This window comes from Bifidobacterium mongoliense DSM 21395 (assembly GCF_000741285.1).
GTDB lineage: Bacteria > Actinomycetota > Actinomycetes > Actinomycetales > Bifidobacteriaceae > Bifidobacterium > Bifidobacterium mongoliense.
In genome coordinates, this window is the sequence record NZ_JGZE01000004.1 from 58,781 (window position 1) to 72,030 (window position 13,250).

Annotated in this window: 11 protein-coding genes; 6 read left to right on the forward strand and 5 right to left on the reverse strand. The window is 64.9% G+C overall.

The window, feature by feature from the left end; translation table 11 throughout:
• Window positions 1-79: 79 nt before the first annotated feature.
• Window positions 80-1,459, reverse strand: a complete 1,380-nt coding sequence (locus tag BMON_RS02705) for an MATE family efflux transporter (protein WP_051917809.1) — start codon at window positions 1,457-1,459, stop codon at window positions 80-82.
• A 414-nt stretch (window positions 1,460-1,873) separates the two neighbouring features.
• Between BMON_RS02705 and dnaB the strand changes: the two genes are divergently transcribed.
• The 3 genes from dnaB to BMON_RS02720 are packed head-to-tail and all read left to right on the forward strand — an operon-like array spanning window position 1,874 to window position 5,733.
• Window positions 1,874-3,319, forward strand: a complete 1,446-nt coding sequence (gene dnaB, locus BMON_RS02710) for a replicative DNA helicase (RefSeq protein WP_161786340.1) — start codon at window positions 1,874-1,876, stop codon at window positions 3,317-3,319.
• 1 nt (window position 3,320) lies between these two features.
• Window positions 3,321-4,967, forward strand: coding sequence for a MurT ligase domain-containing protein (locus BMON_RS02715; RefSeq protein ID WP_237745301.1), 1,647 nt, complete (start codon window positions 3,321-3,323; stop codon window positions 4,965-4,967).
• 13 nt (window positions 4,968-4,980) lie between these two features.
• Window positions 4,981-5,733, forward strand: coding sequence for a type 1 glutamine amidotransferase (locus BMON_RS02720; protein WP_033513045.1), 753 nt, complete (start codon window positions 4,981-4,983; stop codon window positions 5,731-5,733).
• A gap of 140 nt (window positions 5,734-5,873) precedes the next feature.
• On the opposite strand, the gene BMON_RS02725 is transcribed toward BMON_RS02720, so the two are convergent.
• Entirely contained in the window at window positions 5,874-6,587 is a 714-nt protein-coding gene (locus BMON_RS02725) for an MIP/aquaporin family protein (protein ID WP_202805440.1), read from the reverse strand.
• A 217-nt stretch (window positions 6,588-6,804) separates the two neighbouring features.
• On the opposite strand from BMON_RS02725, the gene BMON_RS02730 reads away from it, so the two are divergent.
• From BMON_RS02730 to BMON_RS02740, 3 genes are all read left to right on the forward strand, one after another.
• Window positions 6,805-7,041, forward strand: a complete 237-nt coding sequence (locus BMON_RS02730; RefSeq protein WP_051917835.1) for a phasin family protein — start codon at window positions 6,805-6,807, stop codon at window positions 7,039-7,041.
• A 21-nt stretch (window positions 7,042-7,062) separates the two neighbouring features.
• Window positions 7,063-8,847 carry an ABC1 kinase family protein gene (locus BMON_RS02735; RefSeq protein ID WP_081882814.1) on the forward strand — a complete coding sequence of 595 codons (1,785 nt, stop codon included), beginning with the start codon at window positions 7,063-7,065 and terminating at the stop codon, window positions 8,845-8,847.
• Window positions 8,848-9,078: 231 nt separating this feature from the next.
• Window positions 9,079-10,146, forward strand: coding sequence for a glycerophosphodiester phosphodiesterase family protein (locus BMON_RS02740; protein ID WP_033513043.1), 1,068 nt, complete (start codon window positions 9,079-9,081; stop codon window positions 10,144-10,146).
• A 150-nt stretch (window positions 10,147-10,296) separates the two neighbouring features.
• Here the strand turns inward: BMON_RS02740 and upp are convergent, their stop codons facing one another.
• From upp to BMON_RS02755, 3 genes are all read right to left on the reverse strand, one after another.
• A complete protein-coding gene (gene upp / locus BMON_RS02745) occupies window positions 10,297-10,935 on the reverse strand; it encodes a uracil phosphoribosyltransferase (RefSeq protein WP_033513042.1) in 639 nt (212 codons plus the stop codon).
• A 404-nt stretch (window positions 10,936-11,339) separates the two neighbouring features.
• A complete protein-coding gene (locus BMON_RS02750; protein WP_033513040.1) occupies window positions 11,340-12,122 on the reverse strand; it encodes a hypothetical protein in 783 nt (260 codons plus the stop codon).
• Window positions 12,112-13,230: an NUDIX hydrolase gene (locus BMON_RS02755; protein WP_033513038.1), complete on the reverse strand. Its 1,119-nt coding sequence runs from the start codon at window positions 13,228-13,230 to the stop codon at window positions 12,112-12,114. Before BMON_RS02755 ends, BMON_RS02750 begins: the two co-directional genes overlap by 11 nt.
• Between the last annotated feature and the right edge of the window lie 20 nt (window positions 13,231-13,250).

The window sequence follows — 13,250 nt, forward strand, 5'->3', positions numbered from 1 at the left end:
GCGCTCACCCGAGCACTGACCACCAGCGCTCGGGTGAGCACTGACCCGATCGCTGACCCCCAGCGCTCGCTCCTGCCCTTCACCCCTGCGCGGAGACATCCATCCAGGTGCGTCCCCGGAAGCGCAGGCCGTGCAGGCGCAACCCGTTGAACAGTGCCCGCATGCCGATGAAGACCACGTTGAGCATCGCCCATAGCACCGCCATCCGCACGGTGTCATCGGGCGACAGGAGCGCATCGAGCCCGTCGACGCCGGCCAAGGCGAGGAGATAGACGCCGGCGGTGATCGAGCATGTCATGGCGAGGTAGCGGTAGTCCTGGGCGCCGATGAGGATACCGTCCAGTGCCCACATCCAGCCCGCTAGCGGCAGCAGCACCCCCTGCACCGCCGTGCCGACCATGATGAGATGGCGGATCTCGGGATCGGGGCTGAACATGCCCGCGGCCAGCAGGCCGAAGACGATGAGGCCCAAGCCGATGGCGGCACCGGCGAGCAGCCCGGCCTTGCCCGCGGTACGTGTCATGAGGCGCGCGCGGTCACGGTCGCCGGCGCCCAACTGGGTGGCGACGAGGGACTGCCCCGCGATGCCGATGGCGTCGAGCATGTTGAGCACGAAGTTCCACGTGGAGTTCACCGCCTGATAGGCCGCCAGGACCTGGGTGCCCATCTGGGCCGCCAGCATCACCGTGGCGACGAGCGAGGCCCTGAGCGCCAAGGTGCGGATGAACAACGGCACGCCTTCGCCCGCGGTGCGGAAAATGCCGGCGAGGCGGGGCCTCCAGTCGGCCTCCTCCCGGGAGGCCCACACCAGGGCGGGCGCGACGAGGAAGATCCCCATGAACCACTGCGCGATGAGGGTGGCGACACCGGATCCGGCCACGCCCCAGTGCAGGCCGAAGACGAAGATCACGTCGAGCACGGTGTTGACCACCGCACCGGCGACCGCGGCGACAAAGGTGATGCGCACCTTCCTGATGCCGCGGAAGATGCCATTCGCGGCATAGACGAGCAGCATGCCGGGCAGTCCGAAGATGATGGCGCGCAGGTAGTGCACGGCGTTGACCAGCACCGGGCCTTGAGCTCCCATGGCACGGCACAACGGTTCCGCGCCGGCGAACAGGCCGAGCGAGACGACGATGCCGATGATCAGGGCGAGCCAGAGCCCGTCGATACCCGCCTCCATGCCCTCCTTGCGGCGTCCGGCCCCGATGAGCTGGGCCACATGCGACGTCGTGCCGTAGGCGAGGAACACGCACAGGCCCACCGTCGTGAGCAGGATGGTCGAGCCGATGGAGAGCCCGGCCAGCGCCGGTGTGCCGATGTGTCCCACGATCGCCGTATCGATCATGACGAAGGCCGGTTCGGCGATGAGCTGGCCGAACGTGGGCAGGGCCAGCGCGAACAACGGGCCGAACGTGGTGGAGGTGCTGGGTGGTGCGGTCTCGGTGTCGTGTCGCATATGGATCGGTGCTTCCTCGGGTTGTCGTTCGCTGCTCGCCGCGCATACGCCGCCCGTGGAGGGGCGACGATCGTGTGGCTCTCCCAGCCTAGGGAGATTGGGTCGTGTGGACAAGCGCCGAGACCTCATCGCGATTGGGTCGGTGCCTGTCGTGCTGCCACGTCGCAGAGGTCGGGTCGGTGCTACCACCGAATCGCGGAACGCACAAATCGATGTTGTGCCACGGATGCGCCGTCCCCACACTGTGCACCGACTTATCCCCATTGTGTGGATAACTCAGTGGATTATCCCCTGCAACACGCCTGAATTGTGGATAACTCGGTTTTTCTATCCACCGTGAAGACTCCGTGAGTGTCGCCGAGCGGCCCAAGCACGATGGCGTACCGCTCCGCCGGTCTCCCTATACTCGAGCGTATGGCAGATGCAGTGGCGTGGGAAGACAAGCGATCGGACGGCGGATCGGGCGGGTACACGGGGGGATCCTCGTACGTGTCCGGTTCGACGGGTTCGAGCGCGCACGACCCGTTGTTCGACAGGGTCCCGCCGCACGACGACGATGCCGAGATGGCCGTTCTCGGCGGCATGCTCATGAGCAAGGACGCCATCGGCGAGGTCTCGCAGATGATCGACGTGGCCGATTTCTACCAGCCCAAGCACCAGACGATCTATGAGGCGATCATCGCCTTGTTCTCCACGTCGCAACCCGTCGATGTGGTGCTCGTGGCCAACAGGCTCCTCACCGACGGCGAACTCGACAAGGTCGGCGGCGCCGACTATCTGCACAGCCTCGTCGCTTCGGTTCCGACCGCCGCCAACGCCACCTATTACGCCGAGATCGTCCATCAGCGCGCCATCCTGCGCAACGTGATCGCCGCCGGCACCAAGATCGCCCAGCTGGGGTACTCGGCCGAAGGCTCGCAGGCCGAGGACGTGGTGAACCTCGCCCAGTCCGAGGTCTACGAGATGAGTGTGGGCAAGGTTCGGCAAGACTATGCGCCGATCGAATCGGTGGTCCACGACGCTCTCGACCAGCTCGACAAGCTGCAGAACCATGAGGTGGAAAGCGGTGTGCCGACGGGATTCCGCGACATCGACGATGTGACCCAGGGGTTGCAGCCCGGGCAGATGGTCGTGGTCGCCGGCCGGCCGGCCATGGGCAAGTCGACGCTTGGCATCGATTTCGCCCGTTCGGCGGCCCTGCACCACCAGATGGCCTCCGTCGTCTTCTCCCTCGAGATGAGCAAGGTCGAGCTCGCCCAGCGCATCATCTCGGCCGAAACCAACATCCCGCTCAACGCCCTGCGTCGGGCCGATGAGATCACGCCCGAGCGGTGGAACACCCTCAACACGTTCTGGGGCAAGCTCGCCAAGGCGCCGCTGTTCATCGACGACAGCCCCAACATGAGTCTCATGGAGATCCGCGCGAAATGTCGCCGGCTCAAGCAGACCAACGATCTCAAGCTCGTCGTCATCGACTACCTGCAGCTCATGAGTTCGGGCAAACGGGTCGAGAGTCGTCAGCAGGAGGTGTCGGAGTTCTCACGTGCCCTGAAGCTGCTCGCCAAGGAGCTCGAGGTGCCGGTGGTGGCCCTGAGCCAGCTCAACCGCGGTCCCGAGATGCGCAACGACCGCAAGCCGCAGCTCTCCGATCTGCGTGAATCCGGTTCCATCGAGCAGGACGCCGACGTCGTGCTGCTCGTGCACCGGCCCGATGCCTACGACAAGGAGGATCGGCCGGGTGAGGCCGACATCATCATGGCCAAGCACCGTAACGGACCGACCGATACCTTCCATCTCGCCTTCCTGGGGGCCACGTCCAAATTCAAGGACATGCCGCAGGACTATCAGCAGGGGGTGTGACATGGCGATGAATGACGAATCCCGTCCGGAGCGCGATGACGGTGCCCGTGTCGTCGTGGATGATGGGGCCGTTACCGCGCGTGCCGAGGCTCCCGCGGCGACCCACGCTGCGAAACCCGCTGGCCCGAACGCTGCGGGCGGATCGGTTCAGGTTCCGAGAGGTCACTGGTGGTGGCCTTCGGCGCTGACTCCGTGGGCCGGCAGGACTGCCCAATGGGCGTCGCGCCTGGCCGGACATGGCGGCAGTGCGTTGCCGGGTCGTGTCGTCGAGGTGCTCGACCCCGGTTTCCTGGCGCGGACCTTGGGTACGCTGCCCTACGGCGTCGTACTTGTGTCGGGGACGAACGGCAAAACGACCACCACACGCATGGTGGCTCTCATGCTCGAACAGCTCGGACTCAAGGTGTTCACCAACCCCACCGGTTCGAATTTCACGCGTGGCGTGGTGTCCGCGTTGATGGGCGCCATCGACGGCCGTAGGCCCCTGGATGCCGATATCGCCGTGTTGGAGCTCGACGAGGCGTACGCCGTGCACTTCGTGCGGCAGATCAGACCGCGCTACAGTCTTCTGCTCAACGTGATGCGCGACCAGCTCGACCGTTTCGGTGAGATCGATAACACGGCGCGCCTGCTGGGTCATGTCGCGCAGGCGACCACCGGCACCGTGGTGCTCAATCGCGAGGACGCCCGCATCGCACGGTTGTCGGAACAGGTGCCGGACGGCACCGCGGTGCGGTATTTCGGGCTCGTCAACAGTCTGCGCTCCTACTTCCCCTCCGACGACGATATGCATGGCACTGATATTCGTCGCACCGCCATGAGTGGAACCGACGTGGATGACGGAGCGGTCGACGGAGCTGACGACGGTGCCGCGTCGTCGGCGATGGCCGCGTTCGGTGCGGGTGGTCCCGGCGCTTCACTGTCCGGCGCGCCCTCGTCGCTGATCCCTGGAGAATCCCCGCGGCTCGATGTGGGGCGCGAAGCCTTCGCCTCCACCGCGCAGCCCGCCGACGTCACGTTGCGGCGCGTGGGCGACCACGAGGCCGAATTCCTCATCGACGGTGCCACCGTGGGAGGTCGTGTCCGACTCGAAGGCATCTACAATCTGTTCAACGCCGCCGCGGCGCTGACCGTGGTGCGGTCCGTGCTTGCCGACGCCGGTCGGTCCGTCGACGGGGGACGCCTCATGGAGGCGCTCGCCGAAGTCACCCCCGCCTTCGGCCGCGGGGAGGTCATCGAGGTCCAGGGTGCGCCCGTTGAGCTGCTGCTCGTCAAGAACCCGATGGGATTCAGGCTGTCGCTGGGTTCGTTCCCGGCACCGGGCCACGATACGATGATCGCGATCTGCGACGAATACGCCGACGGCCGCGATATGAGTTGGCTGTGGGACGTCGACTTCACCTCGTTGCGTGAGACCGGCGTGGCCATGGTCTCCGGCACGAGGGCATGGGATATGGCCTTGCGTCTGGGGTATGACGAGGTCAAGGTGGCGCGGACCGACACCGATCTGGAAGAGTCCGTGGAGCGGTTCGTCACCGCGAACCCCGGCGTGCCGAAACACATCTACTGCACATATACGGCCATGTTGCGCTTGCGCGCCCGACTTGCACGTCTGGCCGACGTGGCCGATGCCGGCGTCGGCCGGTGAGAGAGGAGCCGTCATGGAACATCCGGTGATCGATGTCGTGTCGCTGTATCCGCATGATATGAACATCTACGGTGACTGGGGCAATGTGCTGACCGTCACGAGGCGGCTGTCGCTCTATGGATATACGCCGCGCGTGCACGCCTATAACCAGGGCGACGCGTGGCCGGACCACGTCGACCTCATCCTGGGCGGCGGCGGGCAGGACACCGGTCAGGGCCGGATCGCCGAGGATCTGTTCCTGCGTGCCGACACATTGCGCAAGCTCGCCGCCGAGGGCACTCCGATGCTCACCATCTGCGGCCTGTACCAGCTGTTCGGTGAGTACTTCGAGACGGTGGCGGGGGAGCGCATCGAGGGCATCGGCATCTTCGGGGTCTATACGCAAGGTCATGACGTGCGCATGATCGGCAATCTCGTGGAGCATTCCGACCGGTTCGGCGACATCATCGGCTATGAAAACCATTCGGGGCAGACCTTCCTGCGCGACGGCGTGCGGCCCCTGGGCGTGGTCGATCGTGAGGGCACCGGCAACAACGGCAAAGACCACACCGAGGGTGCCCAGGTGGGCAATGTCATCGGCACCTATATGCATGGATCGCTGCTGCCCAAGAATCCGCGCATCGCGGACCATCTCATCCGCACCGCGGCGACGCGGCGATACGGCGAGTTCCATCCGGACCAGACCGAAGAGCAACGCACGGCCCTGGAACGCTTGGACGCCATCGCCGAGCAGGCCCGTGAGGTGGCGGCGTCCCGCCCACGGTGACGTGATGCGTCATGATATGGGTCATTCGGCCGGTGGATACACTGCGGGCTCGGTCTTCTCAATGGGAAAGCCGGGCCCGCAGTCATGATTACGATGCTATGACCAGCACCAATGCCAATCGTTTGAGGATCGACGCGTCATCAGTCCTTCGTGAGATAGGCCGGAGCCAACACGAAGCGGTGGACCAATGCGGCGACCGCGCCACCGACCAGCGGGGCGACGATGAACAGCCAGACCTGGGCGAGGGATTCGCCGCCGGCCAGCAGGGCCGGGCCGAAGGAACGGGCCGGGTTGACGCCGGTGCCGGTGAAGGGCAGGCCGATGAGCACGATGGCGGTGAGGGACAGGCCGATGATGAGGCCGGCGATCTTGGAGAACTCAGGCTTCGCGGTGACGCCGAGGATGACGAGCACGAAGAAGAAGGTCAGCACGGATTCGACGAGGAACGCGGTGCCCATGCCGGTGTGCATGGCCGAGGCGTCGCCGAAGCCGTTGGCGCCCAGCGAGGCGTTCGAGCCGGTGAAGGCCACGAGCAGGCCGGCGGCCGCGATGGCGCCGAGGAACTGCGCGACGACGTATCCGATGAAGTCGGCGACGCTCAGACGTCCGTCGATGAGCATGCCGAGCGAGACGGCGGGGTTGAGATGCGCGCCGGAGACGTTGCCGACCGAGTAGGCCGCGATCACGATGGACATGCCGAACGCGATGGCGATGACGACCGAGCTGATGGCCAGGGCCGAGCCCTTGAGACCCAGCGCGCCGGTCAGTGCGGTCGAACCGATGACGGTGCCGCAGCCCACGGTGACCAGTATGGCGGTGCCGATGAACTCGGCGATGTATTTACGAATGTTCATAGGTGGTATTCCCTTCTTCATGGCGGTGGTTCTGATGGTTGCACCCCATTGCCGCGGACGGTGGGCCCGTGGCACTCACATTCGAGTGTACGGTACGGCGGCCATGCGGGTGGTCATTTCACGGTGCGAATACAGCGATTGCCGCCAACTGAGAGCCATGTCACACTCGGTTCCATGGAGTAGAGTGATACGTACCGTGACCTGAAGGAGGCACATGATGAGCAATCTTGATTTTGGCGAAGGTCTGCGCAAGGTCTTCCTCGCGGGCGTGGGCGCGCTGGCCACCACGTATGAGAAAAGCCAGAGCCTGGTCGATGACCTGGTGAAGAAGGGCGAGTTGACCGTGGAGCAGGGCAAGGCCCTGAACACGGAACTCAAGCGCCGGACCCACGAGGGCAAGGGCGATCAGGACGCTGACGCCAACGGACGGTCGGAGACGACAACCGGGGAGTGACCGCCCGGTACACCAAGGATCATGGAGCCACCAACTGTGAAGACGCGGACACCGGAGACGACGATGCCATCGTCCGCGTCATCGCACACCGCGCCTGGTGCCGCAGCTGGTGATGCGCATGGGCTTGGCTCCTATACCGTTCGCGACGAGCGCGATGAGACCATCGGGCTGTTCGGCCGCAACCGCGAGGATTTCTCCCAGCGCTACCATCTGACCCGTCGCGGCAAGATCAAGCGTCTGGCGCAGATCGCGTCCATCGCGCGCGAATTCGATGTGATGCATGGGCTCACCCCGGTGAGGCTCCGGCTTATGCTCGAGGCGCTCGGCCCCACGTTCGTCAAGGTCGGCCAGATTCTGTCGATGCGTTCCGAGATCCTGCCGCAGAACTTCTGCGACGAACTCGCGAAGTTGCGTGCCGACGCCGATCCCATGCCCTACGTGACCGTGTTGGAGACCTTGAGCCGCGAATACCGCAGGCCCATCGAGGAGATCTTCGACCATATCGACGCCACGCCGCTCGGCTCCGCATCGTTGGCGCAGGTGCACCGCGCCACCCTGGCAACGGGCGAGGACGTCGCCATCAAGGTGCAGCGTCCGGGGGTGCGCGAGACCATGGCGCAGGACGTCTCCATCATGCGTTCCATCGCCAGGATGGCCAGCAGGGTGGTGCGCAGCGCGCAGGTCGTCGATTTGAGCGGTGTGGTCGAGGAGTTGTGGGAGACCTTCGAGGGCGAGACCGATTTCCTGCTCGAGGCCCGCAATCTCGGTGAATTCAAGCGATTCTGCGGCTCCTATGCCTATATGGATTGCCCGCGGCCGTATATGGAGCTGTGCACCGAGCACGTCGTGGTGATGGATTACGTCGATGGCATATCCGTCTCGCATACGGACGAACTGCGTGCCGACGGGTACGACCTCGAGGAGATCGGCACGAAGCTCGTCGACAACTACGCCGCGCAGATGCTCGACGCCGGCTTCTTCCACGCCGATCCGCACCCCGGCAACATTCTCGTTTCCGGTGGGAAGATCGTACTCATCGATTTGGGGATGGTCGGGCGGCTGAACCAGCGCACCCGTGCGGTGCTGCGCCAGATGATCTTCGCCGTCGCCGCACAGGATTCCCCGCAGTTGGCGGAAGGGCTGTTGCGGTTCTCGGGCGCGAAGACCGACCCGGAGGACTATGCCTCGTTGCTCGTCGATCTGGACGGGATCGTCAAGGAGTTCGGCACGGTCGACCTCGCCGAGCTTGATATCGCGCAGTTCCTCGCCTCGCTCACCCAGATGGCGCAGCGCCATGGCATTGCCATGCCCAGTTCGATCACGACGGTGGGTCGTGCCCTGGTCACGCTCGAGGGGCTGCTCGATGAGTTCATACCGGACGTGAATATGATCGAGATCATCTCCCGCCACATCGCCTCCGGCGACACCTTGCCGGGTGTGGCGAAGAAGGAGCTCGCCACGCTCGGTGCCCAGGGGCGGCGCGCCCTGCACGGGTCGTTGGCCGCCCTTGCGGAGAGCAGGATCGCCATGCGTATGCTCACGCGTGGTCAGCTGCGCGTGAACATGGAGCTGGTCGGATCGCAGGAGCCGTTCGCCATGCTTTCCGATATGGTCAATCGGCTGACCATGGCCCTCATCGTCGTCGGATTGTTCGTCGGCTCGTCGATCGTCTACTTCGCGGGCATGAAGCCCATCGTGTTTGGTATCCCCGTCGTGGGATTCATGGGGTACGTGGTCGCGTTCGTCCTGTCGGCATGGATCGTCTTCGACATCGCGATCAAAGGCCATCGCAAGAAGCGCCGATAGTGTTCCCCATTCCGCGTTTCGTGTGTTCGCTCGCATAGCGATGGGCCGTGGCGGCTACTATGGATGAAGACGTCGGCGCCGCGTGGTGCGGCGTGCGATCGGTTGAGGATGACTGGATTGGCGATGACCGCCTGCCGGCGATGGGTGCCGGTGACGGATGCCGCCGGTCGTTGTCGGCTGATGATGACGGATACGTACGGAACATGGTATAGACGGAAAACGGGGCGTGATATGGCGGGTAGTGGATTCCTCAAGCGTGTGGTGCTCGGGTCGGCGGCGGCCGCGGCCGCGGCGGTGTGGGCCATGGGGCCGCGCAGTGCCCAGAACCGTAAGGCTCATGGTGTGCACGCGTTGCCCGATGTGATGTACGCGCATCGTGGGTTGCATGACGCGGGATCGGGGCTGGTGCCGGCCTACGTCGCGCAGAGCGGGGAGTATGTCGCGCTGGCGCGGCGCATGGCGTTGCGTGCGGGGTACGGCACGGCCGACCACGTCGGTCCGATCGCTCCGGAGAACTCCATGGCCGCGTTCGCTGCGGCCTGCGAGGCCGGGTATGGCATCGAGCTCGACATTCAACTCACGGCCGACGGCAAGGTCGTCGTGTTGCATGATGCCGATCTGCTGCGCGTCGCCGGCGATCCGCGGCGTCTGGAGGATCTGACCTACGACGAGTTGTGCGGCATCGCTCTGTTCCCCGTACCTGCCAAACCCGGTGATTCGGTCGCGCAACCGCTGTCGACCGGTGAGAGCGCGGAGACGGATGTGCATGTGGATGCGTCCGGCGACGGCGATCAGGGCCAGGCATCCCAAGGCTACTTCCAGCATGCGCCGTTGCTCGATGACGTGCTCACGCTCGTCGAAGGGCGGGTGCCGATCATCGTGGAATACAAGTTCTCCGGATACGAGTGGGGTACGCGGCAGGTGGAGCTCATGGAGAAGGGCGCCGCATTGCTCGATGACTACGAGGGGGCCTACGCCGTCGAGTCCTTCCATCCGATGGCCATGGGATGGTATGCGAAGCATCGTCCCGAGGTGTACCGTGGCCAGCTGGCTGCGGATGCCGCGTTCGACCAGTCGGACATCAAGGATTGGGCGGCGGGCAAGCTGCTCGGCAACTGGATGTCTCGGCCGGATTTCGTCGCCTACGACTGGCATGGCGGTGACGCCGCGCAGATGCGTCTGGTCAAGGCCATGGGCGTGACGGCGGTGTCCTGGACGCTGCGCAGCCAGGAGGAGTTCGACAGGAGCGCCAAGCGGTTCAGCCGCCATATCTTCGAGGCGTTTGTCCCGCGCCTGTAGCGGACCATGGTATGGAAAAATGGGGTGCGGCGGCCATGCTGATGATGGCCGTCGCACCCCGTTATCGCTGGTGCATGGCACTACTTGGATTGGGCCGGTCGCTCAGAGCGACGGACAGATGGGTCGATCAGATCGACCGCTCGATTCGATTCAGTCGATCAGTCCGTAGAGACGGTCTCCGGCATCGCCCAGACCCGGCACGATGTAGGCCTGGTCGTTGAGCTTCTCATCGACCGCGCACACGACGACCTTGAAGTCGATCTTCGGGTCGATGGTGGCCTCGAGCTTGGCGAGGCCCTCGGGTGCGGCGATGATGTTGATGGCCGTGATGTCCTTGGCGCCACGCTCCGCCAGGTAATTGGTGGCGGCGACCAGCGTGCCGCCGGTGGCCAGCATCGGGTCGAGCAGGAAGCACTGCCGTCCGGTGAGATCCTCGGGCAGACGATTGGCATAGGTGATGATGTCGAGTGTGCTCTCGTCGCGGCGCATGCCCAGGAATCCGACCTCGGCGGTCGGCAGCAGCTTGGTCATGCCGTCAAGCATGCCCAGTCCGGCGCGGAGCACGGGAACGACCATGGGGCGGGGGGAGGCGAGGTGCTTGCCAACCATCGGGGCGATGGGGGTCTCGATCTTACGATCCACGAGCGTCAGGTTGCGGGTGGCTTCGTAGGCTTCGAGGGTGACGAGTTCGGAGACGAGCTCTCGGAAGATGTTGGAAGGGGTGTTCTTGTCACGCAGGACGGTCATCTTGTGCTCGACCAGCGGATGATTCAAAACATGGAGTTGCATATCTCCAAGAGTAGACCCTGCGGTGATACATGCCGTGCACGCGTCGTCGTACCGCTCGGTGGGCGGTGTTGTGACAAGATAGTGAGAAACGCACCGAACCATGAAAGCGCCTGTCGGCGCAAACGCCGCTCGCAGCGGCAACAAATGGAGCCCGGGGCTTAAGCATGGCCCGGTGCGCCACATCAGTATAGCGGTTCATCCGGGGTAATGCACCATTACGCGTGCAGCGGGATGTCGTACGGACCATTGTGGAGGCGAACCGGTCATAGTGCCGTTCGGGATTCGGACCCGCGTAGAGACCGGATCTACGCAGGGATTGCAGGGATTGGGTATGCATAGAGATTGGGTCTGCGCAGCGACTCGGCCTGCAGGCAGAGCGGTGGGGATTGGTTACCGCCGGAAGGTTATTCGAGTCGGCCGCGGCGCCATTGGTTGGCCCCGCTGCGGAAGTCATGGGCGGTCACGAGCAGATTGCCGGCCGTATGCATGAGCCGTGCCGCGGTCGTCCGGTCGTCGCTCGTCGGCTCATTCTGTGTGTTTCCAGGTGCTGTGTGCTCATGTGCGGAATCCCTGGGCGCATGATCGCCATGCACCAGCCGCTTCGCCTGGGCATGCAGGCCGCCGGCGATGACATCGGTGAAGGCCGCGGCACGCTCCAGTGCCACCGCGAAGTCCCCGGTGAACGCCCCGGACAGGATGGAATCAGCCGTATGCGCGATGTTCTGCGCCTCAGGAGCCTGATCGATCCCGGCCACGACCGAATCGACGGTCGCCACCGGTTCGCCGGCACGCCAGAGTCGCGAGAGTGACTGCTGGTGCCGGTGCATCCAGGTGCGCAGCAGGTACAGCCGCCACAGCATGGCCGGCAGCGTATCCGGCTGCGCGTGGCTCCAGAGTTCCGCGATGATATCCACGCCCTCGCGCTCGACGAGGGTGAGCACGCGCTCGACGACGGCGGGATCCTGGCTGTGGTGGACACGGTCGAGCATGGCGGCCGCGGAGGCGTGGCTCATCTCGTCGATGGCCTGAGGGTCGGCCCCTCCGGCGACGTGCGCGGCCACCGTAGGGTCGATCTGCGCCGGGCGTGAGGGTCGTGACGACCCGGTCCTGGCGGGAGCGAAGGATTCGCGGCTGGCGTGAATGGATGACGAGCCGTTATGGAAGGCATTGCTGGTATTAGTAGACAAGCGGTGTCACTCTCTGTATGTCGATGACGGCCGGCCCGTCGGGGCCGGGGACGATGAACAACGCGATGGCGCATCCCGTCGGCATGTACGGCGAGGATCCGGCCAATTGGCGCGATAGGGATTTGGACGGGCACAGCCTCCGCAAGTGGCTGAAGACGCCGCCGATGACGGGGCGATGCATGCATATGGCCGACGTGGTGCCGGAAGTCGTCACCCGTGCGATTTCGTCCCTGATCACATGCCATGCCGAATCCGGGTTGGCGGCGAAGGCGTCTTCGGTCAGCTCCGGGGCGATGATCAACGGCAGGTCGGTCAGCCAGGAGAAGCCCTGCAGGGTCTCTTTGCAGCGGATCCACGGCGAGGAGATGAGATGTGCCGGCTCATAGCAGGCGAGCTCTCGGTTCAGGGCATAGGCGCTAGCCGCGCCTTTGGGGGTGATCGGCCGGTTGGAGTCCGTGCCGTTCCAGAGTTTGCGGGCCATCGCCTTGCCGTGGCGCACGATGATGATGGTCCCGCCGTGCAGGGCGCCCTCTTCGACCCGGTCGACGAACTGATCGAGGATCTCGCGGTCCTGGGGGTGGGAGAGTTGCCGCCGCGCCTGCCGTACGGAAACCCAGGCGATCTGGTCGATTTCTCCGCTGTCGGCGGGGAACACGGGGCCCAGGGCATTGGATCTGGCCTGCGGGTCAGAGGGGTTGACGATGGTGGCCATCCAGTATTGCACATGCTTGGCGGTGCCCTTGCCCTTGCTGCTGTGCCGGTTGCGCGTGCCCTCGGCCAGGAGCGGGTATTCGACTTCGCCGATCGTCGGACCGAGCGCCACCGCCAGACCGGTTTCCTCACCGATCTCGCGCACGGCGGCATGACGATGGGTTTCGTGGAGTTCCAGCTTGCCCTTCGGCCAGCTCCAGTCGTCGTATTTAGGTCGGTGCACCATGCAGAGTTCGAGGTGGGCCAGCGCATCCCGTGTTGCGGTTGAGATCTGGTGCCGGCGGGCATCGGGGGCATGATCGTCTCCGTGCCCCGCCGGACGTTCCTCGGCGGGCGCCGCACGATGGACCCACCGGTACGTAATACCGCCGGCCGCTTCGACCACGCGATTCGCCATTCGTCTCACTCCTTACCTAG